Source organism: Parachryseolinea silvisoli (genome assembly GCF_021190955.1).
GTDB classification, from domain to species: domain Bacteria; phylum Bacteroidota; class Bacteroidia; order Cytophagales; family Cyclobacteriaceae; genus Ohtaekwangia; species Ohtaekwangia silvisoli.
This window is the reverse complement of sequence record NZ_JAIOAO010000002.1, coordinates 697,874-720,176: the sequence shown is the minus strand read 5'-3', so window position 1 is coordinate 720,176 and position 22,303 is coordinate 697,874. Positions and strand designations below refer to the sequence as shown.

The 22,303-nt window shown below is 51.2% G+C and carries 25 protein-coding genes; 18 read left to right on the top strand and 7 right to left on the bottom strand.

Annotated elements, in window-relative coordinates; genetic code table 11:
• Positions 1–52 precede the first annotated feature (52 nt).
• Positions 53–1,048 carry an aspartate-semialdehyde dehydrogenase gene (locus K7P01_RS12870; RefSeq protein ID WP_267293547.1) on the top strand — a complete coding sequence of 332 codons (996 nt, stop codon included), beginning with the start codon at positions 53–55 and terminating at the stop codon, positions 1,046–1,048.
• Between the two features lie 125 nt (positions 1,049–1,173).
• Here the strand turns inward: K7P01_RS12870 and K7P01_RS12865 are convergent, their stop codons facing one another.
• Positions 1,174–1,764 carry a LemA family protein gene (locus K7P01_RS12865; protein WP_267293545.1) on the bottom strand — a complete coding sequence of 197 codons (591 nt, stop codon included), beginning with the start codon at positions 1,762–1,764 and terminating at the stop codon, positions 1,174–1,176.
• 44 nt (positions 1,765–1,808) lie between these two features.
• A complete protein-coding gene (gene prfA, locus K7P01_RS12860; protein WP_267293543.1) occupies positions 1,809–2,888 on the bottom strand; it encodes a peptide chain release factor 1 in 1,080 nt (359 codons plus the stop codon).
• 114 nt (positions 2,889–3,002) lie between these two features.
• Here prfA and K7P01_RS12855 point away from each other — a divergent pair, with 114 nt between their 5' ends.
• The gene (locus K7P01_RS12855) at positions 3,003–3,503 is read left to right on the top strand and encodes a transposase (protein ID WP_267293541.1); all 501 of its coding nucleotides are present in this window, start codon (positions 3,003–3,005) and stop codon (positions 3,501–3,503) included.
• Here K7P01_RS12855 and K7P01_RS12850 read toward each other — a convergent pair.
• Positions 3,497–3,733, bottom strand: coding sequence for a Kazal-type serine protease inhibitor family protein (locus tag K7P01_RS12850; RefSeq protein WP_267293539.1), 237 nt, complete (start codon positions 3,731–3,733; stop codon positions 3,497–3,499). The genes K7P01_RS12855 and K7P01_RS12850 overlap by 7 nt on opposite strands.
• An 87-nt stretch (positions 3,734–3,820) precedes the next feature.
• Positions 3,821–4,054: a Kazal-type serine protease inhibitor family protein gene (locus K7P01_RS12845; RefSeq protein ID WP_267293537.1), complete on the bottom strand. Its 234-nt coding sequence runs from the start codon at positions 4,052–4,054 to the stop codon at positions 3,821–3,823.
• Positions 4,055–4,184: 130 nt separating this feature from the next.
• Here K7P01_RS12845 and K7P01_RS12840 point away from each other — a divergent pair, with 130 nt between their 5' ends.
• Positions 4,185–5,774 (top strand): M20/M25/M40 family metallo-hydrolase, encoded by a 1,590-nt coding sequence (locus K7P01_RS12840; RefSeq protein ID WP_267293535.1) that lies wholly within the window; start codon positions 4,185–4,187, stop codon positions 5,772–5,774.
• Between the two features lie 76 nt (positions 5,775–5,850).
• On the opposite strand, the gene K7P01_RS12835 is transcribed toward K7P01_RS12840, so the two are convergent.
• Positions 5,851–6,423 carry a DNA-3-methyladenine glycosylase I gene (locus tag K7P01_RS12835; RefSeq protein ID WP_267293533.1) on the bottom strand — a complete coding sequence of 191 codons (573 nt, stop codon included), beginning with the start codon at positions 6,421–6,423 and terminating at the stop codon, positions 5,851–5,853.
• A 5-nt stretch (positions 6,424–6,428) separates the two neighbouring features.
• On the bottom strand, positions 6,429–7,568 hold the full coding sequence (locus tag K7P01_RS12830; RefSeq protein WP_267293531.1) for a trans-sulfuration enzyme family protein: 1,140 nt from the start codon (positions 7,566–7,568) through the stop codon (positions 6,429–6,431).
• A 99-nt stretch (positions 7,569–7,667) separates the two neighbouring features.
• Here K7P01_RS12830 and K7P01_RS12825 point away from each other — a divergent pair, with 99 nt between their 5' ends.
• The 8 genes from K7P01_RS12825 (at position 7,668) to K7P01_RS12790 (ending at position 15,139) form a co-directional block, all read left to right on the top strand.
• Positions 7,668–8,042, top strand: a complete 375-nt coding sequence (locus K7P01_RS12825; RefSeq protein WP_254082599.1) for a hypothetical protein — start codon at positions 7,668–7,670, stop codon at positions 8,040–8,042.
• A 24-nt stretch (positions 8,043–8,066) separates the two neighbouring features.
• Entirely contained in the window at positions 8,067–8,741 is a 675-nt protein-coding gene (locus tag K7P01_RS12820) for a hypothetical protein (RefSeq protein WP_267293528.1), read from the top strand.
• A complete protein-coding gene (locus K7P01_RS12815) occupies positions 8,687–9,484 on the top strand; it encodes a sensor histidine kinase (protein WP_267293527.1) in 798 nt (265 codons plus the stop codon). The genes K7P01_RS12820 and K7P01_RS12815 overlap by 55 nt, the downstream gene beginning before the upstream one ends.
• The gene (locus K7P01_RS12810; protein ID WP_267293525.1) at positions 9,471–10,121 is read left to right on the top strand and encodes a response regulator transcription factor; all 651 of its coding nucleotides are present in this window, start codon (positions 9,471–9,473) and stop codon (positions 10,119–10,121) included. The genes K7P01_RS12815 and K7P01_RS12810 overlap by 14 nt, the downstream gene beginning before the upstream one ends.
• Positions 10,122–10,340: 219 nt before the next feature.
• Positions 10,341–10,778: a response regulator gene (locus tag K7P01_RS12805; protein ID WP_317987615.1), complete on the top strand. Its 438-nt coding sequence runs from the start codon at positions 10,341–10,343 to the stop codon at positions 10,776–10,778.
• Positions 10,779–10,912: 134 nt separating this feature from the next.
• Entirely contained in the window at positions 10,913–12,154 is a 1,242-nt protein-coding gene (locus tag K7P01_RS12800; RefSeq protein WP_267293523.1) for a BaiN/RdsA family NAD(P)/FAD-dependent oxidoreductase, read from the top strand.
• A 205-nt stretch (positions 12,155–12,359) separates the two neighbouring features.
• Entirely contained in the window at positions 12,360–13,748 is a 1,389-nt protein-coding gene (locus K7P01_RS12795; RefSeq protein WP_267293521.1) for a M16 family metallopeptidase, read from the top strand.
• On the top strand, positions 13,745–15,139 hold the full coding sequence (locus K7P01_RS12790; protein WP_267293519.1) for a M16 family metallopeptidase: 1,395 nt from the start codon (positions 13,745–13,747) through the stop codon (positions 15,137–15,139). The genes K7P01_RS12795 and K7P01_RS12790 overlap by 4 nt, the downstream gene beginning before the upstream one ends.
• 61 nt (positions 15,140–15,200) lie before the next feature.
• Here K7P01_RS12790 and K7P01_RS12785 read toward each other — a convergent pair whose 3' ends face one another.
• Positions 15,201–15,560 carry a DUF6249 domain-containing protein gene (locus K7P01_RS12785; protein ID WP_267293517.1) on the bottom strand — a complete coding sequence of 120 codons (360 nt, stop codon included), beginning with the start codon at positions 15,558–15,560 and terminating at the stop codon, positions 15,201–15,203.
• Positions 15,561–15,696: 136 nt separating this feature from the next.
• Here K7P01_RS12785 and K7P01_RS12780 point away from each other — a divergent pair, with 136 nt between their 5' ends.
• The 7 genes from K7P01_RS12780 (at position 15,697) to lptB (ending at position 22,228) form a co-directional block, all read left to right on the top strand.
• Complete coding sequence (locus K7P01_RS12780; protein ID WP_267293515.1) at positions 15,697–16,260, top strand: RNA polymerase sigma factor; 564 nt, start codon at positions 15,697–15,699, stop codon at positions 16,258–16,260.
• On the top strand, positions 16,257–16,652 hold the full coding sequence (locus K7P01_RS12775) for a hypothetical protein (protein WP_267293513.1): 396 nt from the start codon (positions 16,257–16,259) through the stop codon (positions 16,650–16,652). Before K7P01_RS12780 ends, K7P01_RS12775 begins: the two co-directional genes overlap by 4 nt.
• A 92-nt stretch (positions 16,653–16,744) precedes the next feature.
• On the top strand, positions 16,745–18,142 hold the full coding sequence (fumC, locus tag K7P01_RS12770) for a class II fumarate hydratase (protein ID WP_267293511.1): 1,398 nt from the start codon (positions 16,745–16,747) through the stop codon (positions 18,140–18,142).
• Positions 18,143–18,197: 55 nt separating this feature from the next.
• A complete protein-coding gene (locus K7P01_RS12765; protein ID WP_267293509.1) occupies positions 18,198–18,836 on the top strand; it encodes a coiled-coil domain-containing protein in 639 nt (212 codons plus the stop codon).
• Between the two features lie 273 nt (positions 18,837–19,109).
• Entirely contained in the window at positions 19,110–19,766 is a 657-nt protein-coding gene (locus tag K7P01_RS12760; RefSeq protein WP_267293507.1) for a hypothetical protein, read from the top strand.
• Between the two features lie 5 nt (positions 19,767–19,771).
• Entirely contained in the window at positions 19,772–21,472 is a 1,701-nt protein-coding gene (gene recJ / locus K7P01_RS12755; RefSeq protein ID WP_267293505.1) for a single-stranded-DNA-specific exonuclease RecJ, read from the top strand.
• 3 nt (positions 21,473–21,475) lie between these two features.
• Positions 21,476–22,228 (top strand): LPS export ABC transporter ATP-binding protein, encoded by a 753-nt coding sequence (gene lptB, locus K7P01_RS12750; protein ID WP_254082585.1) that lies wholly within the window; start codon positions 21,476–21,478, stop codon positions 22,226–22,228.
• The last annotated feature ends 75 nt before the right edge of the window (positions 22,229–22,303 follow it).

The following is a 22,303-nucleotide window of genomic DNA, read 5'->3' as shown; positions in this document are numbered from 1 at the left end:
AGGCACAACAGGAATAGATTAGTTTTGTAAACTATAATAAAATCATAACAAAATGAAACTCGCAGTTGTAGGCGCCACCGGTCTGGTGGGCCAGGAAATCCTCAAAGTACTTGAGGAGAGAAGTTTTAAGTTTGACCAGTTATATCTCGTAGCCTCAGCCAAATCGGTGGGGCAGATTATAAAGTATAAGGGTAAGGAATATACCGTTAAGAGCATGGAGGAAGCGGTCAAGCTTGCTCCCGATGTGGCTATTTTCTCGGCTGGCGGCAACACTTCCCTGGAGTGGGCGCCGAAATTCGCAGCCGTGGGCACGATCGTGATCGACAACTCTTCGGCCTGGCGTATGGACCCGACTAAAAAACTGGTTGTCCCCGAAATCAATGGCCATGAAATTACCATTGACGACCGCATCATTGCTAATCCCAACTGTTCAACGATTCAGATGGTGATGGCGCTGGCGCCGCTGCACGTGAAATATACCATTAAACGCATTGTCGTTTCGACCTATCAGTCCGTAACCGGTACCGGCAAAGATGCTGTACAACAGATGATGGACGAGCGCCAGGGCATCAATGGGCCGAAGGTATACCCGCACAACATCGATATGAACGTGTTGCCGCACATCGACTCTTTCCTCGATAACGGCTACACCAAAGAGGAAATGAAGATGGTGAACGAAACCCGCAAAATCCTAGGCGACCAGTCGATTGCGGTAACGGCTACCACCGTGCGTATCCCCGCTGTCGGCGGTCACTCGGAAGCTGTGAACGTTGAGTTCGATGAAGATTTCAACCTGAGCGAAGTGCGTTCGATCCTGGCCGACACCCCGGGCGTGATTGTTCAAGACGATCCGAAAAACAATATCTACCCGATGCCGATCAACTCGCACGGTCGTGACGAGGTATTTGTAGGCCGCCTGCGTCGTGATGAGTCGCAACCGAATACACTGAACATGTGGATTGTAGCGGATAACCTCCGTAAGGGCGCTGCAACGAATGCTGTGCAGATTGCGGAATTTATGACAGAAAGAAGCCTGGTGGCAGAATAGTCGTTAAGAGCTTGTGATATCAAGGCCATTCCGCTGGAATGGCCTTTTTTTGTTTTGGATATAAACAAAAAAAGCCCTTCCGATTCCGGAAGGGCCCTCTCTAGTGCAAGCAGAGAGTATGGATCTTATTTACTTTCGTTAAAATCTACTTTCGGGGCGTTTTGGGCATCGGCAGAAGCTTCGAAGCCTTTGCGTACGCTGAAGTCCTCGCCACCGCCGAAGAGGCCGAGGGCAAAGCGTTTGAAGAACCCGCGGACGAAGACGTTGTAGTTTCGAACAGCCTCGTTATAGCGCTGGCGGGCTACGTTGATGCGGTTTTCGGTGCCTTCCAATTGCGACTGCAATTCCTGGAAGTTTTCGGTTGACCGGATTTGAGGGTATGCCTCAAACGCCAGGTTGATGGCTGTATTGATCTGGCGACCGGCCAATTCAAGGTCTTCCGGCGTTTTGGCATTAACGATACCGGCACGGGCCTGCGTTACTTGCGTCAAAATGCTCTTTTCGTTTTCGGCGGCACCTTTTACTGTTTGCACAAGGTTGGGAATGAGATCCGCCCGGCGCTGATAAGCAGCCTGTACGTCGGCCCACTGGGCGTTGACATCTTCCTGTGCGGCCACGGCTTTATCATAGACACCGCTACCCCAAGAAATAAATCCGAAAACAATTACGACAATGACACCGAGTACAATCAGTACGGTCAATAATCCTTTGCTCATAGTTTTTTATATGCTTTATCGAATGTAGGCATTAGAATCAATAATCAGGCCGCTCCAGCTCCCTCTGCCATTTTTTCAGCACTGTCGGCAATCCGCAGTTGTTCTATGAAGTCTTCCAGATCGCCGTTCATGACGGCGGGCAGGTTATAGACCGTATAGCCAATGCGATGGTCGGTTACGCGACTTTGCGGGTAATTATAGGTTCTGATCTTTTCTGAGCGGTCGCCACTGCGTACCAGCGAACGGCGGGCCGCCCCTATTTCGTTTGCCTGTTTTGTGACCTCCATCTCGTAGAGCTTGGTCTTTAACATCTGCAATGCGCGCTCCCGGTTGCCGTGCTGTGAGCGTTCAACCTGACAGGTAATGACAATACCGGTGGGCTTGTGCGTAAGCTGTACTTTGGTTTCAACCTTGTTTACGTTCTGTCCACCTGCACCGCTGGAGCGTGCCGTTTGTATTTCTATGTCGGCGGGATTGATTACAACCTCCTCGACTTCGTCTACTTCGGGCAATGCTACGACAGATGCGGCCGAGGTGTGTACCCGACCCTGTTGCTCGGTAGCCGGCACTCGCTGGACGCGGTGTACTCCTGACTCGAATTTGAACAGACCGTAGGCTCCGTCACCGCTTACGCTGCTGATTACTTCTTTATAACCGCCAGCCGTGCCTTCGGTCACGTCCAGTACGGCCATTTTTAGCCCGCGCTTGTCGCAGAAGCGTTGGTACATGCGCCAGAGGTCGCCGGCAAAAATGGCGGCTTCGTCTCCACCCGTACCCGCCCGGATTTCCAGGAGCACATTGCCGTCATCATTTGGATCTTTGGGGATCAGCAGCTCTTTTAGCTCGGCTTCAAAAGCGTCAATGCGCGGTTCCAGCTCATCTATTTCCATCTTTGCCAGCTCGCGCAACTCGCTGTCCTTTTCCTTGGACAAAACGTCTTTGGCTTGCTGTAGGTGGTTACGAGATTCCTTAAACTGGTTGTATTTTAATACGATCTTTTCCAGATCGCGGTATTCTTTGCTCAGCTGCGAGAACTTCTTCAAATCGCTCATCGTGTCGGGCTGGCCCAGCAGCATGCCCACATCTTCAAAACGGAGCTTTATTTCTTCCAATTTCTCTATCATACCATGTAATCAGCCTACAAAGTTACGACAAAGAATACGGATTTCCCGGGCCGAGGGTTGACACCCGCGAGACAACAATTTGGATTTTCAACACTTACCCACAACCTTTGGGTCATGAAAGCCAGGATCGTCATTTTATTGCTTTGCCTCACCGCGTGCGGAGGCACCCTGACCGAAGAACAACGCCGCAAATTGCACGAAGGCATGGAAGAGCAAAAAATCGTACAGATGACCGATGCGGAAATTATGACCACTGCCCACGAGCGCGGTCGCGAGGTTTTTGCGGCCCTGGAAAAAGTACACTTTAATCCGGCGAAGGCCGACTCGATTGCTGAGCGTTACAAAACACGTATCCATTGGACTGTGCCCGGCACGGCTACTAATCAGGAAATCGAGCAGCAACTGATTGAAGCCTATATTTCAGGCATGGTGACAGGTTCACTGCAAGATAATGTGCAGCGACTGTATACCGACGCCAAGCAGGGTGGCTACGACTCGATCTTATATTCCAAACCCGTGGTGAGCCCCATGCCCGACGGCGTAGAAAAGCTTGACGGCGTGTGGAATATTTACCTGTCCAAAAAACAGGTCGTTCTCACGGCACCGCATCACTGACACGGGCCTGTCGTCCATTTTAGGACGCCGTTTGCCTTTGCTTCACAGTCGTTATCATAGGTATTACCATCGCAACCGCAGACAGGATCTACTACCGCGGGGCACATGGCGTGGTCGTCAATCTTAGCAGGGTCTACGCAACTCGTTGCGCCGTTATCATCATCGCTGCCGCAAGAGAATGATGTGATCAACAGCAGGCCCAGTATCATGGCATAATAACTTTTCCTCATAACGTTTTTACTTTAGTTTCTCAGGCATAGATGCTAAAAAACTATTCCGCAACAAGGATCTTGGGACTATCTGTTGCGCTGTCCTACTTAACACGGGCCTACCGACCATTGCTGTACACCCTGGGTACTGGCCGAGCATGCATTACCATAGGTCTTGCCGTCGCAACCGCAGACGGGAGCATACTCCATCGTGCACACGCCATCTTTCACGATCTTATTCGGATCGATACAATCGGATATGATGCCGCCACCGTCCTCCTCGCATGAGGACAACACTATAAACAGCAGTCCGGCCATTCTGGCAAACCAATTTAGTCGCATGCGTTTTACTTTGTTATGCCTGAATAGACACCAAAAATCTGTGTTTCGTTGGAAAGATTTAAATGAACGGTATCCTTCTGCTTCAGAATAGACACTACATTTAGGCATCATTGACCAAAACCGAATGTTTATGAAGAAAACTTTTACAAGCCTGCTGACCCTGGCAGTGCTGACGGCGCCGTTACTATTGTCCGCACAGACTGTAGAAAAGATCGATACCGCCATGGTATCAAAAATTAAGAACGAGGGTATGAATCGCTCGCAGGTGATGGATATCCTGAGCATGCTGACCGACATTCACGGTCCGCGACTTACCAACTCCCCTGGTTATAAAAATGCTGCCAACTATGCTAAAACCACCCTGGAGTCGTGGGGTGTACAAAACGTTGTTTTCGATACGTGGGAGGAAGACTTTGGTCGCGGCTGGCAGCTGAAGAAGTTCAGCTTGAGCTCTTTGGCACCGGCCTATTTTCCGATGATCGCGTATCCCAAAGCCTGGTCGCCGGGTGTAAAAGGTGTCATTCAGGCCGAGGCGGTATACCTGGACATCAGCAAAGAAGAAGATCTTAAGAAATACGAGGGTAAGCTAAAAGGTAAGATCGTGATGTTTAGCTTGCCTACACCGGTGAAGCCTGGCTTTAAACCCGACGCCACGCGTCTGAGTGACTCGACCTTGCTGGTGATGTCCAATGCCGGTGTCGTAGAAGCGCAAGGCGGCCGCCGTTTTTCATCGCCGCAGGAACCCCAACGTCTTGCCTATGCAAAATGGGCGCTGTGTCAGAAAGAAGGCGCCGTAGCCGTAATTGAAGCCAGCTCGTCGTTCCGTCTCGAAGATGGTACCCTTACCGTAGCGGCCGCTACCGTACCCTACCCGGCGGAGACGCCATTCAGCAAACGTGTTGCTGCCTACAAAGAAAACGCGCCGAAGATTCTGCCGCAGGTGGTTGTATCGGCTGAACACTATAACCGCCTGGTGCGCCAGATTCAGAAAGGTCAGACTGTAAAGCTCGAGCTCGCACTGGAGACAGCGTTTACGCCGTCGGCCCCTGGCTATAACGTCATTGGAGAAATACCGGGTACTGACCTGAAGGACGAGGTGGTAATGATTGGCGCCCACTTAGACTCCTGGCACAGCGGCACAGGCACCACCGACAATGCTGCAGGCTCGGCAGTGATGCTGGAAGCGATCCGTATTTTGAAGACACTGGGTGTATCGCCGCGTCGTACGATCCGCATTGCGCTGTGGGGTGGCGAAGAGCAGGGCCTGCTTGGCTCGAAGTCGTATGTAAAGCGTACGTATGGCGAGCGTCTCGACAAGGCTTACCCGTATGACTCTATCAAAGTGACACCAGCTGCCGAGAAGTTTTCGGTATACCTGAACATGGACAACGGCTCTGGCCGGTTCCGCGGTATATACTTGCAGGGCAATGAAAACATCGGTAACATTTTCCGCGTGTGGTTTAAGCCCTTCAACAAAGTGGGTGCCTCGACGCTTACCCTGCAAAATACCGGTGGTACCGATCACTTGTCGTTTGACGCTATTGGCTTGCCCGGCTTCCAGTTTATTCAAGACCCGCTGGAGTACGGCACGCGCACGCACCACACCAGCATGGACGTATATGACAAAGCTGTTGAGGGCGATCTGAAACAGAACGCCTCTATTGTTGCGTCGTTCGCCTGGCTCGCCGCCATGCGCGATGAGAAAATGCCCCGTAAGTAACGCATTCGCTATACATCCTTAAAAAGGTGTGCTGAAGAATCTGTCAGCACACCTTTTTTTGTTGATACCGTATGTATTATTTCTTTCGTGCGGTCCGCTTCCAGCAGTCTAGCAGGTGATCGTTCACCAGGCCGCATGCCTGCATGTGCGCATAAATGACTGTGCTGCCAACGAACTTAAATCCGCGCTTGATCAGATCCTTGCTCAACGCGTCCGACTCCGGTGTGGTTGCCGGTATTTCGCCAAGCGATTTCCGCTTGTTAACGATGGGCTTACCGCCGACAAAGCCCCAAATGTATTTATCGAACGTACCGAACTCTTCTTGGACCTCCAGGAAACGCCTGGCGTTGTTCGCCGCGGCATAAACCTTCAGGCGGTTGCGAACAATGCCGGGATCCAACAGAATCTTTTCGAGCTTCGCCTCCGTAAACCGCGCTACCTTTTTCGGATCGAAATTGGCGAAAGCCTTACGGTAGCCATCGCGTTTTTTCAAGATGGTGGACCAACTCAGACCGGCTTGTGCACCTTCCAGAATAAGGAACTCGAAATGCACATTGTCATCGTGCACGGGCTCGCCCCACTCCTCGTCGTGGTAGCGGATATACTCTTCAAATCCCAGGCACCAGCCACATCTATTCTTTTCTTTCATGATGATTATGCGAGGGCTTGTTTAATGTCATTTATCAAATCTTCTGCTTCCTCGATTCCGGTAGAAAGGCGTACAAGTCCGTCGGTCACACCCGTGGCTTTGCGCTCCTCAGCGCTTACCTTAACGTGTGAGGTACGCGCAGGACTGGTAATGGTCGACTCCACACCGCCGAGGCTGGCGGCGCGTTGAATGAGTGCAAGTTTCGCCATGAACACTTGTGCATCGCCCTTTACTTCGAACGACAGCATGCCGCCGAAGCCCCCGGGCATTTGAGTCCTGGCAACGGTATGGTTTGGATGGTCTTCCAGTCCGGGGTAGTATACCTGACCGATGCGGTTGTCGGTTTTCAGGTACCGGGCAATGGCCAGCGCATTTTCATTTTGCTGGCGCACGCGCAACACGATAGTTTTCAAGCTGCGTTCGACAAGCCAGGCCGTGTGAGCATCGAGACTGCCACCATGGTTTATGGCACTGGCGAGGATACGTTGGGTAAGATCCTGGGTGGTTACGGCGAAGCCGCAGCAAAGATCGCTGTGTCCCCCGATATATTTGGTGCCACTATGTAACACGATGTCGATGCCCAGGTCGATGGGATTCTGGTTGACGGGCGATGCAAAGGTGTTGTCGATGACGGTCAGCAGGCCATGCCGGCGGGCGATGGCGGCGACGGCCCGTATGTCGGTTATCTTGAGCGTGGGGTTGGAAGGCGTCTCTATATAGATCAGCCTGGTCTCGGGGCGAATGGCCTTTTCAAAGTTTGCGGGATCAGCACCGTCCACCAATGTATAGGCGATACCAAATCGTGGCATTTCCTGGGCCAGGGCATGGTGTGTACCCCCGTACAGGTCGCGTTGAAAAATGGCGTGATCGCCATTCTTAAGCAAACTGAAAAGGGTTGTGAGAATAGCGGCCATGCCAGAGGAAAAGACCACGCCGGCTTCAGCGTTTTCCAGTGCAGCAACCTTGCCTGCCACAGCCAGTTGGTTGGGTATATTGAAGTACCGGGGGTACTGCAACGGACGCCCGCCCTCATAATCGTAGGCAGACGAGGGAAAGATGGGGGTCACGACCCCACCATGCGCGAGGTATTCGTGCGAACCAGCATGAACACTTTGGGTAATTTTGGAAGTTTTGCCGTGTATCATATATGCTACTAAAGTAAGGTTCGTATAGGGACCAAAAAATTACATTAGAATTTTTTCAATACTTTACGCCCATGTTTCACTAAACCTCAACAATTATTTATGGGAAAAGAGTTTAAACCAAATGTTGGCCGCCAGGTAGATGCCGGCGAAGCGCAAAAGTGGATTGATGAGTATGATCGCGTGATGCGGAAGGACAAGCTCGTGGACACGAAGGCGATTTTCTACGGACGCGATGCGCTGCTGAAGATGCTGGCAGAAGAAGGTACCACCGGGATTACGTTCTACCTGGCGCTGAAGCCGACAGAGGCAGATCCTAACAAAAAGACCGTTCAGTTGGTGCTTTACCCCACCTACGAAGACGGCGCTATTAAGGCCACCTCAAAATCAGCTGGCACCGATGCCGCAGCACTCAAGGTAATGGATGCCCAAAATCCTTACGATAAAGGACTTCAGTGCCCCCCCTATTGCCCCTAAGCGTTTTTGTAAGCACCTCACCCAATGACGTTGGAGACCTACCTGTTAACGTTTAAAATTCAAACAGTCCTGGCAGCCCTTGTAACGGTTCTGTCGTTTATCTATTTCGATAAGCGCCAGCTCGAGGTCAAGCTGCTGGGGCTGACCTTCTTGCTGAGCTTTCTCAACGACCAGATGGCCGACATTCTCGCGTTGCGAGGCAAGGAGGTGAACGTCGCCAGTACTATTTATGGCATCGTTTCCTTTATCCCGCTAAGCTTGTTATACGACAAAGCACTCAACGGCCGGTACCGCAAGGGTTTTACCATTGTGGCCATTTTGTACCTGATGTTTGCCATCTCCAATTTGTGCTTCGTACAAAAGGTCGAGATCAATACGTACAACTACACGTTCAGCGCCATCGTATTTCTGTTTTATAGCATTTTGTATTTCTACCGGCTGATGGTAGATCTGCCCGTACAGCATCTGCACCGCGTGCCGATGTTCTGGTTCAACGCCGGTATGCTGATTTTTAATGCCGGAACATTATTTCTTTATCTATTTACGACGTATTTAGTTGAAGTTCTGCATAATGATTTATTGATTTACTGGACTTTTCACAACATCATGAATGTCATACAACTTTTGGTTGTAATGATTGGACTATGGCAGGACCTTCGGAATATCAAATCGCCCTCATCATCGCTATTGGAACCGTAGGCATGCTCTTCCTGGCGATTGCCATTATCCTGTTCATGGTATTTTACCAGAAGAAGATGATCCAGGAGCAGTTCAAACGCCAGCAGCTTGAGCTGACCTACCAGCAAAAAATGATGGAAGCGGCCCTGGAGTCGCAAGAGAATGAGCGGCGCCGCCTGGCCGGCGAGCTGCATGACAGCATTGGCGCGATGCTTTCGACCATTCGGGTGGGCATTACCACCATGGCCCGACTGGGCTCCAACTCGGAGGCGCTGGAGCAATCCAAACAAATGCTGGACGACACAATCGGCTCGGTGCGGCGCATCAGCCGCGACCTGATGCCCTCTACCCTGGAAAAATTTGGTTTCTCACATGCTGTAAAAGAGTTATGTGAACGGTTTCACGCTACGTCACTGTTACCCATACATTGCATTGAGCAAGGGGAAGTCAGGAGCTTTGAAAAAGGCCGCGAGCTTATGCTGTACCGCATTGTTCAGGAGCTGCTCAACAATGCGCTCAAGCATTCGCAGGCAACCGAAATCTCCGTGCAGATGCACGCGAGCCACAACCTGCAGTTGTCGGTGGAAGACAATGGCGTAGGGTTTGATCCAGGAATTATCAAAAACTCGTCACAAAGTGGCAAGGGGCTGGGCCTGTTCAACATTCAGAACCGTGCACGCCTGCTGGGCGCCACGGTCGAGTTTGACACGGCACGCTCGCATGGAAGCAAAATCACGCTGGTTATTCCGTATGAAAAAGTATAAAGTTTACATAGCCGACGATCATACGCTCTTCCGAAAAGCCATGGTAAACCTGCTGCGGTCGTTTCACCGCGTGCAGGAGGTAAAGGATGCCGAGAACGGTAAGGAGCTGCTGACGCTCATCAAATACGAGCAACCCGATGTGGCGATCGTAGACCTGCAGATGCCCGTGATGGATGGCGCCGAAACCTGCGAGCAGATTATCAAGAAACACCCCGATGTCAAGATCATCATTCTGACCATGCACGATAGCAACAAGTACATCCTCCACATGATGGAAATGGGTGTGCATGCTTTCCTGCTGAAAAACACGGAGCCCGACGAGCTCGAGAAGGCTATCTATGCCGTTGTGGAGAAAGATTTTTATCACAACGACCTCGTTGCCGCCGTGCTGCGCAAGAACGTTACAGAGCGCAAGTCAGGGCAACGCCCGCAGTTCCGTCTTGCCGAGCTGACAGAGCGTGAGAAAGAGATCCTGGTGTTAATCTGTCGCGAACTGACGATACGAGAGATCGGTCAGAAACTTTCGTTGAGTGAAAATACGGTACGCAACCACCGGGTCAACATGATGGACAAGATCGGTGTTAACAATACGGTTGGCTTGGTGAAATTTGCCTACGAAGCCGGCATTGTGAGCTAATTCCCCAAAGAGGGCTCTAGTACAATTGTACTATTTTTATGGTACTTTTTTACCAGCGACGTTCTGTCGGTAACTACATATTCATCTCCTTTTCAGGGTTTTTACCAGATCATTGTTCCAACAATCATCGTTTCGGTGCACTTCTTCCAGAACGACTGAGATCAATTCGCGAACTTTCATAAAAGGTTCAAGGAATTACACGATCAACACGATCAAGTGATGTTTAACTCAGCACTCCTAGAAGTAATGAAAATACTTGTGGTTCACAGGCAGAAAGACACAGTTGTGCAGATAAAGTCAGTGCTTAGCGGATGTAATCCCGTTGTGCTTCACACCGAGTCTGGTTTGGATGGGCTCCTAACCTCGCGAATCGAACATTTCGATCTCATAATCTGCGGCACTGACCTGCCTGTGGTCACAGGATTCGAATTAGTACGATCAATCCGTACACATTCTGTTAACCGTAACACTCCCGTTATCTTTATTGCTGACGAAGTCAATGAAAAGACTCTTCATTTAGGAAATGCCCTCGGCGTTGCCGCCACGCTCGTAGAGCGTGATGTCGACGACCGTTTGGCGGACATCGTTCAAGAGCGTGTAAAGCCCGAAGCAGACAAGGACTGGAACGACCTGCTTTCTAACACCCGGCTTAATTAGTAAGCGCCATCTTATATAATTGGTTTGGTAAAGACCCTCTCTACACAATAAACACTTCCCCCTTCTATTAGGTCTATCCCCTCCTGGTTTCAGGAGGGGATTGATTTATGTGTTAGTGCCTCCTACATTTGGGGATGCAAGTCTTTGACCTGGCGGTGATCGGTGGCGGGGCTGCAGGTTTTTTTGGCGCCCTGCAAACGGCCGAAATGAAACCGGGCAGCCGCGTTGTTATTCTGGAGAAATCCAACAAGCTTCTTTCCAAAGTACGTATCTCGGGCGGCGGCCGCTGCAACGTAACCCATGCATGTTTTGAGCCGGGCCCCCTTGCCCGCCATTACCCGCGAGGCGAAAAACTCCTGAAGAATCTTTTCCGCTCTTTTCAGGCTAAAGACACGGTGGCCTGGTTTGCTTCTAAAGGTGTGCACTTAAAGGTCGAAGAAGATGGCCGCATGTTCCCAGACACTAACAGTTCTGAAACAATCATAGACTGCTTTCTGCACGAAGCGCAACGCCACAACATTACTATTGAGGTAAGCACCGGCGAGGTGGCGGTACAACCTGAACGGGAGCGTTTTACGCTTACGACGCAGCACGGCATGACCCTGCAGGCGCATCATGTCCTGGTCGCGACGGGTGGCCATGCCAACCCGCAGTTTTATCAGTGGCTTGCAGCACTTGGCCACACCGTGGTACCGCCGATACCTTCGCTCTTTACATTAAATGATTCGCAAAGGGACTTTCGCGACCTGATGGGCGTTGCCGTTCCCCACGCCGAGGTACGTATTGCCACGACTAAGTTTTCGGAGACGGGCCCGGTATTGATTACCCACTGGGGCTTGAGTGGTCCGGCGGTCATTAAGCTCTCTGCCTGGGCGGCGGCGTACCTGCATGAAGCCCAGTATCAGTGCACCGCACTGGTCAGCTGGATCGGGCCAGCCCAGGAGGAGGCTACCCGCCAGTTGTTGCACGGGCATAAGGCCGCGCACGGCAAGCAACGTGTATATACCAATCCGCTATTCTCTCTACCGCAACGTTTATGGCAAAAGCTCTGCACGCTGGCGGCGATTGAAGAAACCAAGATCTGGGCCGAGCTGCCGCAAAAGAATCTGAATAAGTTACTGGAATATCTAATCCGTTGTCCCTTTCAAATAAAAGGGAAAACAACGTTTAAAGAGGAGTTTGTTACGTGTGGTGGTGTGGACCTGAAAGAGATCAATCCTGAAACCTTGGAAAGCAGGAGGATAAAAAATCTATTCTTTGCCGGCGAAGTGTTAAATGTCGATGGTGAAACCGGCGGGTTTAATTTTCAGGCGGCGTGGACTACCTCCCATCAGGCGGCACGGCAGATCGCTGCAGGCATTCAACGCGGCATATAAGGGAAGAAACGCGGTTATCACACGTATGTTTCCAACCGGTGTAACCTATTTCTGTGTTAAAAGTATATCCCCCAAACCGGAGTAACTTTCTGTTATCTCAGCCGTCTCTCCCCTATTCCTGCGATTCCATCAAAAATTAATACCACGGTTTAAGAAACGATTTTATATTTTTAGTCATCATTAACCAACTATATATAGTTACTCCATGAATCGATCAAGAATACTTTTGCAAGTCTGGCCGGCAGCCGCACTGGCGCTGTTGCTGGCAGCATGTGCCGGCCCTGAGGCGAAAAAAGAGGCGGCGGCTTCGTCTTTTAACGTGCCCGTAGAATACTATAAGCTCGACAATGGGTTGCGTGTCGTGCTTTCGGAAGACCATCATGCACCGACAGTTGTCGTTGCGGCATACTATAACATTGGCTTCCGTATTGAGCCCAAGGACCGTACCGGCTTTGCGCACTTGTTTGAACACATGATGTTTCAGGGTTCGGAGAATCTTGGCAAAATGGAGTTTATCAAGCTGGTACAACAAAACGGGGGCTTGCTAAACGGCTCGACGCGTTTTGATTTTACCAATTACTTTGAAGTGATGCCCGCACACAAGCTCGAAACCGCATTGTGGGCAGAAGCTGATCGTATGAAAGGTCTGGCAATCACCCAGGAGAATCTGACCAACCAGCAGGGTGTCGTAAAGAACGAAGTAAAAGTAAATGTACTCAACCAACCGTATGGTGGATTTCCCTGGTTGGACATGCCGCAGTACGCCAACGAAAACTGGTATAACGCGCACAACTTTTATGGCGACCTGAAGGACCTCGACTCAGCCAGGCTAGAAGATGTTGACAAGTTCTTCAAAACGTATTATGCCCCAAACAATGCGGTGATCACCGTTGTCGGCGACTTTACTGCCGAGGAGGCTAAAAAGTGGATACAACAATATTTTGCACCGATACCCGCGGCCACATTGCCGGCGAAGCCCGACATCAGCGAGCCGGTACAACAGCAAGAGAAACGCCACACGAAAGAAGATAAGCTTGCCAACAGACCTGCCATTGCCGTTGCATACAAAATGCCGGAGCGCAACACGCCCGAATATTTTGCCATGGGTCTGATCGACCAGTTGCTGGTACAGGGCAACGACAGCAAGCTTGCGCAACGCATGATACAAGATAAAGGTTATACGGACCGCGTGAACGGCGGCATTAACTACCTGGGCAACATGTATAACTACAATGGCCCGATGGTATGGATGGCGAACCTTATTTATGACAACGCTCTGCCGGCGGATTCTATCCTCCACCAATTCGACCAGGCGATACTCGAGCTGGATGCCGTGTCGCAGGAAGATGTAAATCTTGCCCTGGTAAAGATCCGTTCTGACCTTTATGACACGATGGATCGTCTGTCGGGTGTCGGCCGCGCAGACCTGCTGGCCTGTTTTGCCTTGTTCGATGATGATCCAAACCGGATCAACCTGCTCGAAAGCGAGTTTAAAAAGATTACACCCGACGTCATCAAAAAGACCGCTAAGGACTACCTGCGCGCTAGCAATCGCACGGTTCTGATCATTGACCCTAAAGCCACGAATCTATGAGAACCTCGCTATCAGTATATACCCTCGCGCTGACGCTGCTGTTGACAGGTGCGGCCTTTGCTCAAAAGCAAAGCCCCCCTCCCGGTAGCGCACCGCACGATTTTAAGTTGCCTGCCAAAAAAGTCAATACACTACCCAACGGCCTGCGATCCACGCTGGTGGAGTATGGTGTTACACCGAAAGTAACGGTGAGCGTTATTATTAAGACGGGCAATGTACACGAAGGTGCCAACGAAGTATGGCTGGCGGATTTTACCGGAAAGCTGATAAACGAAGGCTCTGCGTCGCTTGACTCCAAAGCGCTGGCGAAAAAGGTCGCGCTGATGGGTGGCGAAGTAAATGTCACCACCGCGCTGAATCAGACGACGCTTTCAGGATCCGTGTTGTCTGAGTATGCCCCGGAGCTGATAAAGGTACTGGCCGATGTTGCCATGCATCCCGCTTTCCCGGCAAAAGAGGTGGACCGCTTGAAAAACGACTTGAAGCGTGGACTTTCTGTACAGAAAAGTATACCGCAAAGCCAGGCGTTTGAACGCTTTGGGAAGACGCTGTATCCTGACCAGCCTTACGGCCGGTACTTCCCAACCGAGGCGATGCTGGATAGCTATACCCTTGAAAAGGCCAAAGCATTCTATGATAAGAACTTCGGCGCTCAACGCACGGTGGTATATGTTGTCGGTAAGTTTGACGAGGGCGCAATGACGAAGGCGATTGACGAGTCTTTCGCTCCGTGGCAGAAGGGCCCTGCCGTGGACTACCCTGTGGCGAAGCCTGCCAGGAATGGTCCTGTCGAGATCATAGATCGCCCGGGTGCACCACAGACTACCGTTATGCTCGGCCTGCCGGTGATCGACCCTTCACAACCCGACTACCTGGCGCTGCAAGTAACTAACACGCTGTTGGGTGGTTCGTTTATTTCGCGTATTACGTCCAACATTCGCGAAGACAAGGGTTATACCTATTCCCCTTACGCCTCGATGAATGCGAACGTAAAGGCTGCCTATTGGGCCGAGCGCGCGGACGTGACGACAGAGCACACGGGTGCGTCGTTGCAAGAAATCTCGAAAGAGATCAAGCGTCTGCAGACGGAGCCCGTCGATAAGAAGGAGCTGGAGGGCATTCAGAATTTTGAGGCCGGCAATTTTGTGTTGCAGAACTCGACACCGAACGGCATCATCAACCAGCTCAACTTCATCGACCTGCACGGGTTGGGTGACGATTACCTCAGCAACCGTGTGAAGAATATCTACGCGGTGACGCCGGAGAAAATTCAGGGCCTTGCCAGGGAGTATCTCAAATACGAAAATATGACGCTGGTGCTGGTGGGCGATAAAAAACAGTTGGACAAACAGATGAAGTCACACGAGGAGGCGCTGAAGAAATCGCGGTAGTATAGCACTACTTCCAAGGGCATAGACTGTCCGTTGTGATTCCGGACAGTCTATGCCTGTATTATTTTTGATCTTTCCGGACGATGAAGTAATAGATCAGGAAGCCCAGGGAAACGGAAAGGGCGAAGAGGCCATACGGCAGGGGAGACTCAACGTCATGCGGAATGTATTCCATCAGAATCAGTGAGAGGCCCGCGAAGAAAATAATCAGGCCCCACTTCAGTGACGGGTACCGGCTTTCTGTAAAACTAGGTACAGCCTGCTGTTTAAAAATAGCCTGTGTATCTTCATTGACATATCCTTTGTCGATCATTCGCTTTTTGAGGATATAGTCTGTGAGCACGCGGGTAAATGCCACCAGGGCGGCGCCAAAAGTGCCCATGATCGAGATCGGCATTAGTATTTTAACCAAGTCATCCATAATATTTTATTTTTTTGATCTGCCCGTAGGACACAGACCGGGTGGCCGGTGTTGCAATTTCCTTCATTATTTTTTGTGGTCTCTATTTTTCTATATTCCTGCAACATTCCGCAACGAAGCTTTGTCTAACCCATCCATGATAGACGAACGGGCGCTGATCTCTCGGATCTTACAAGGAGACAGACAGGCCTTCAGGCTGCTTATTACGCAGCATGAAAGGCTTGTGGCCCATATGGTTGCGCGGGTGGTAAAGCACGATGAAGAGCGCGAGGAACTGTGCCAGGATGTCTTCCTGCGGGTATTCGAAAAGATCGGCGACTTCAATTATCAGTCGAAGCTTTCCACATGGATCGCGACCATTGCCTATCGCCTGGCCATAAACCACTTGCGAAAACAGAAGATGTCGTTTCTGGACATGTCCGAGGAGGAGCATTTTACGGATCTCTTTGTGGAAGAACGCAATCCGGCGGCAATTCTGGAAGAGGAGGACAGCGAAGGCATGGTTTTGAAGATGGTCGACAAGCTTCCGCCGCAGTATAAAATGGTGTTAATGCTATACCACGTGGAGGGCATGCGCTATGACGAGATTGGCGAAATAACGGGTATGCCCGAGGGCACGGTGAAGAGCTATCTGTTCCGGGCGCGTACCCTTTTAAAAGATAAAGTTATCAAGTACCTTGGCAAAGAGGAGCTGCTATGAACCGCGAAGAAGAAAGATTTCAGGAAAAGATCGAAGCCAACATGGGGTTTGACGAAAGCCATCCCGATGGCCGGGCTTACCGGCAGGTGTTTCAGGCATTGTCAACTCCGCCGCGCTATACCTTGCCCGATGCGTTTGCCGACAAGGTTCTTCGCAAAGTAGAGCAGAAAGAACAGCGCTCGCTGCGGGTAACCTATGCCTGGCTGGTTGCCGGTATCGTGCTGTTGATGGGAGCCTGCGCCGCCGCGGTTGTCTTAACGGGCTTTACGTTTGAAGCGGGTTTTCTGCGCAATATGGCTGACTACAAGGGCCTGCTGGCCTTCGGTGTGGCGTTTGTGCTCCTCCTCCACTGGGTAGATAAGCGCCTGATCCACCGTCACGACCCCTCCTGATAGCGGTTGGGGCAACTATTCTGTGAATCAGAAGCCCCTAACGTTCCAAAACACCGCTCCAGTGTCTATTTTTGCCGCAAATTATTCAATGTATGAGCTATCGCATCGAAAAAGACACCATGGGCGAAGTGCAGGTTCCTGCCGACAAATATTGGGGCGCACAAACTGAGCGCTCGCGCAACAATTTTAAGATCGGTCCGGAGGCCAGCATGCCGATGGAGATCATTTATGCCTTTGCCTATCTGAAGAAGGCGGCCGCGCAGGCAAACCACGACCTGGGTGTTCTTACCGCCGACAAGCGCGACCTGATCGGCAAAGTATGCGACGAGATCCTGACAGGCGCCCTGGACCAGGAGTTTCCGCTGGTGATCTGGCAAACCGGTTCAGGTACGCAAAGCAATATGAACGTGAACGAGGTGATTGCTTACCGCGCCCATGTACTGCACGGCGGTCAACTGACAGACGAGAAGAAAGTACTGCACCCGAACGACGATGTAAACAAGTCGCAGTCTTCCAACGATACATTTCCCACGGCGATGCACATCGCGGCGTATAAGCAAGTGGTGGATATTACCCTGCCGGGTATGAAGAAGCTGCGCGACACGCTGGCTAAAAAATCTGAGACCTATAAGACCCTTGTAAAAACCGGTCGTACACACTTCATGGATGCCACTCCGCTTACGCTTGGCCAGGAGTTTTCCGGCTATGTACAGCAGATCGACAACAGCATGCGGGCGATTAAAAACGCACTGGAAGTGGTGCGTGAGCTGGCCCTGGGTGGTACGGCAGTAGGTACCGGGTTGAACACACCCAAAGGATACGACGTACTGGTGGCCAAAAAGATTGCAGACCTTACCGGTCTGCCGTTTGTGACGGCTCCGAATAAGTTTGAAGCCCTGGCGGCACACGACGCGATGGTGGAATTGTCGGGTGCGCTGAAGCGTGCGGCGGTATCTTTAATGAAGATCGCCAACGATATCCGTATGCTAAGCTCCGGTCCCCGCAGCGGTATCGGTGAGATCGTCATTCCCGACAACGAGCCCGGTTCTTCGATCATGCCTGGTAAGGTTAACCCGACGCAGCCGGAAGCCCTGACGATGGTTTGCGCGCAAGTGATTGGTAATGACGTAGCGGTATCAATCGGCGGTGCTACCGGCCATTTTGAGCTGAACGTATTTAAGCCGGTGATTGCGGCCAACGTATTGCAATCCGCCCGCCTGATTGGCGATGCCTGTGTATCATTCAATGACAAGTGTGCGGCAGGTATTGTACCGAACGAGCCAGTGATCAAGCAACACCTCGAAAACTCGCTGATGCTGGTGACGTCGCTCAATACACACATCGGCTATGAAAACGCCGCGAAGATTGCCAAGAAGGCGCACAAGGAAAACAAGACATTGCGCGAAGCCGCGGTAGAGCTTGGCCTCCTCACGTCAGCGCAGTTTGACGAGTGGGTGCGCCCTGAGAAAATGGTGGGCAGCCTCGACTGATATACAATTATTCACAATTATTTGTACCTTTAATGTGATTTTAACCAATCCGAGAATGAAAAAAGTAATTGTACTACTACTCTGCCTGATATGTGTAGCAGTCTCGACACAGACCGCCTCTGCGCAGCTCTCGAAGAAAGAAAAGAAAGAGTGGAAGAAGAAGGCCAAAGAGTTTGCCAAGAACCCGGCAAACCTGAAACAGCTCACCGAAGATAAAGCTACCGCCGACGAGCAAGTTTCGTCCCTGAATACAAAAGTAACGCAGATGCAATCCAGCATCAGCGATAAGGACGCCAAGATCGCTGAACTGGAAAATGAGCTTCAGCAGATGCGCGGACAGCTTACGGCTACCAAAGCCGAGTTGGCGCAATTGAAGGAATCGCCGGTGGTGAACCCGATGGACTTTTCGAAGGGCGTCGTCTTTAAAGTGCAGGTTGGTGCTTTCAAGAACAAGGACCTGGCGAAATACTTTGACAATAACCCCAACTTTGGTGGCGAAGCCCGCGATGGCGAACCGCAAAAGATCACGATCGGCATTTTCCGCGACTATTGGGAAGCCGACACCTTTAAGAAATATATGCGCGACATGGGCGTAAAAGATGCGTGGATTGTGCCGTACCGTGACGGCCAACGCGTGGAGATTAAAGATGTACTGGAAGGCGTTATCAACGACAAGGCCGCCAGCACAAAATAGTTTCGCAAACGTTCAGCAATAGGAGAGCAGTGCCTAGGTTGGCACTGCTTTTTTTATTTATTTACTTCGTTTACTTAGAGTGTAACTGTACTCGCACTAAAAATTCCAACAACACCTTTGCATCCCTATTTTTGCGCCACTATGCGTCGTGCCGGAATCCTGAGTTTTGTTTTGTGTGCAATAACCGCCACAGTAAGCCGAGCTCAGATTCGTGTGGGCACCTTGCGCATCAGTGCCAAGGAGAGGTATGAGGTCCTACAATCGGACATTGTCGTGGCGGATACACTTATCATGATGGATTCGTCCGTTCTCGTCCTGAACAAGCTGAAGCGAGAAAACTATATCCGCGTCAAGGTGGCCGTGTTTGGAAAATACTGTACAATTGACGGGCGGGGCATTGATGGAAAATCAGGGCGCAATGGCAAACCGGGAAACACACCCATGGGGCCGTGTGACAATGGCACACCGGGAAGAAATGCCACCAACGGACTTGCCGGCACACCGGGGGTCAATCTTTTTCTGTATCTTGAAAGAATAACCATACGGGGGACGCTTATTGTCGACCTGACCGGAGGAAATGGTGGCAATGGTGGTAACGGAGGCAATGGTGGCAGCGGTAGCCAAGGTACGGTACACTGCATTGGCGGCAACGGCGCGAATGGCGGTAATGCCGGCGCGGGCGGCAATGGTGCCGACGGTGGCATACTGACGCTGAGCTGTGCTAGGCAGCCTGAGATCAAAGATTGGATCGGTAAAGCGATTATCTTCAAGATGCAGGGTGGTCACGCCGGCAGGGCGGGCAGGGCAGGTTATCATGGCGCAGCGGGCCTGGGTCCGTCGCGCAGAAATGGCAAAGATGGCATACCCGGGACAGAGAGCACCAGCGGCATCCCCGGCGGATTGGGCAAAATAAACTTCGAATCGAATTAAGGCAGATGGATAAACGCTGGTTAAAAAGAGCCGAGCCCCCACAGGAGCAGGTCGAGCAACTTTCGCACGCCATCAATGTAAACTTCTGTTTGTCGGCTATTCTCATTCAGCGCGGCATTGAAGACTTTGACACGGCCCGTAAATTCTTCCGGCCCGAGCTCAGTCACCTGCACGATCCCTTCCTGATGCAAGACATGGAGGCCGCCGTGGCCCGCCTGCGAAAAGCGATTGAAGAGAACGAACGCATTATGATCTATGGCGACTACGACGTAGACGGTACTACGGCCGTGTCGCTGGTATATAATTATTTACAGAATTTTTACACCAACTGCGAAGTCTATATTCCGGACCGGTACGCCGAAGGCTATGGTGTGTCGTTGGCAGGCATTGAATGGGCCGAGCAGAGCAAATGTGGCCTGATCATTGCCCTTGATTGCGGCATCAAGTCCTCCGAACTCGTGAGCATCGCCAAGTTAAAAGGTATTGACTTTGTCATCTGCGACCACCATTTGCCCGACGATAACATTCCGAAGGCAGTGGCCGTGCTTGACCCGAAGCGGAAGGATTGCTTTTATCCGTTCAAAGAACTGAGTGGTTGTGGCATCGGCTTTAAGCTGATGCAGGCGTATGCTCAACGTTATCGCGATGAGACGGAAGTGTTTCATTACCTCGACCTGGTGGCCGTTAGCATCGCTTCTGACATCGTGCCGATCGTAGACGAGAACCGCGTGCTGACGCACTTCGGGTTGAAGAAACTGAACGAAAATCCCGGACCGGGTTTAAAGGCACTGAAAGATATTGCCGTCATTAAAAACGATCTCGACGTATCGGGTATCATTTTTACCCTCGGCCCTCGCATCAACGCTGCGGGTCGCGTGGCGCACGCCCGTGGAGCAGTAGAGCTGCTCACGGCAAGGACTGAAGAGGAAGCCAATGCCCTGGCCGAGAAAATAAATATCAAGAACGACCTGCGAAAGCAGTTCGACTCAGATATTACCGAAGAAGCCATTGCCATGATTGAAGGCGACCTCTCGCTGCGCACAGCCAAGTCTACAGTGCTTTTTAAGAACACCTGGCATAAAGGCGTGATCGGCATAGTTGCCGCGCGCTGTGTGGAAAAATACTATCGCCCCACGGTGATCCTGACCGAATCCAACAACAAGATCACGGGCTCTGCCCGAAGTGTAGTCGGGTTTGATCTATACAATGCCATTCTGGAGTGCAGTGATTTGTTGGAGAAATTTGGCGGGCACAAATATGCCGCGGGTCTTACACTCGATGTGCAGAACCTGGAATTGTTCCAGCGTCGCTTTGAAGAAGTTGTCTCTTCCAGCATTACCGAAGATATGTTGACGCCGATGATCGACATCGACATGCCGTTGAGCTTTAACGTGATCTCGCCGAAGTTCCTGAATGTACTGAAGCAGATGGCACCATTTGGTCCTGAAAACCCGCGGCCGATATTTGAGGCCGAAAATGTCTATGTGTTCAATGCACTGTCGAGCTTTAAGGACAAGCACGTGCGCTTCCTGGCGGGCCAGGATGGCAGTGACAATGTCTTTCCGGTGGTGGGCTTTGACATGATCGAGCACTACGACCGCCTCTCTAAACGCGACATTTTTAAAATGGTCTTTACGGTAGAGGAAAATACTTTCAACGGAACTACGTCTATTCAATTGCGAATTAAGGATATCAAATTTCTCTGATGTATGATTTTGCGGGCAGAAAACCTGGTAAAGAAGTATAAAACACGCACGGTGGTAAACGACGTGTCGGTAGAAGTGGCACAAGGCGAGATCGTGGGGTTGCTGGGACCGAACGGTGCCGGAAAGACCACATCGTTCTACATGATCGTAGGACTGATCAAACCCAACGAGGGCCATATTTATCTGGATAAGGAGGAGATCACTCCCCTACCGATGTACCAACGTGCCCGCATTGGGTTGGGATATCTGGCGCAGGAAGCGTCGGTGTTCCGCAAGCTTACAGTGGAAGAGAACATTATGTCGGTGCTCGAGATGCGCGACATTAGTAAGGCTGATCGCAAGGCGAAAGTAGATGAGCTGATCGACGAGTTCAGCCTCCACAAAGTACGCAAGAACCTGGGTATGTCTCTTTCGGGTGGTGAACGGCGGCGCACAGAGATTGCCCGCGCACTGGCGGTAGATCCGAAGTTCGTTTTGCTGGATGAGCCCTTCGCAGGTGTCGATCCCATTGCCGTGGAAGAGATTCAGACGATCGTTTCCAAGCTTAAGAGTAAAAACATCGGCATACTTATTACCGACCACAACGTAGACGAGACGCTGTCGATTACGGATCGCGCCTACCTGATGGTAGATGGGCGATTGTTTAAGTCTGGTACGGCCGAAGAGCTGGCCAACGATCCACAAGTACGCAAGGTTTATCTCGGTCAGAACTTTGAGTTGCGACGCGCGAAAATAACTATACCAAAAAACGATTGATCGCTCTGTCCACCCACGTTATTCCAGAGAAGTTTCGTTATTTTTGAAATTACTGTAATCTATCATGGGGCTGAT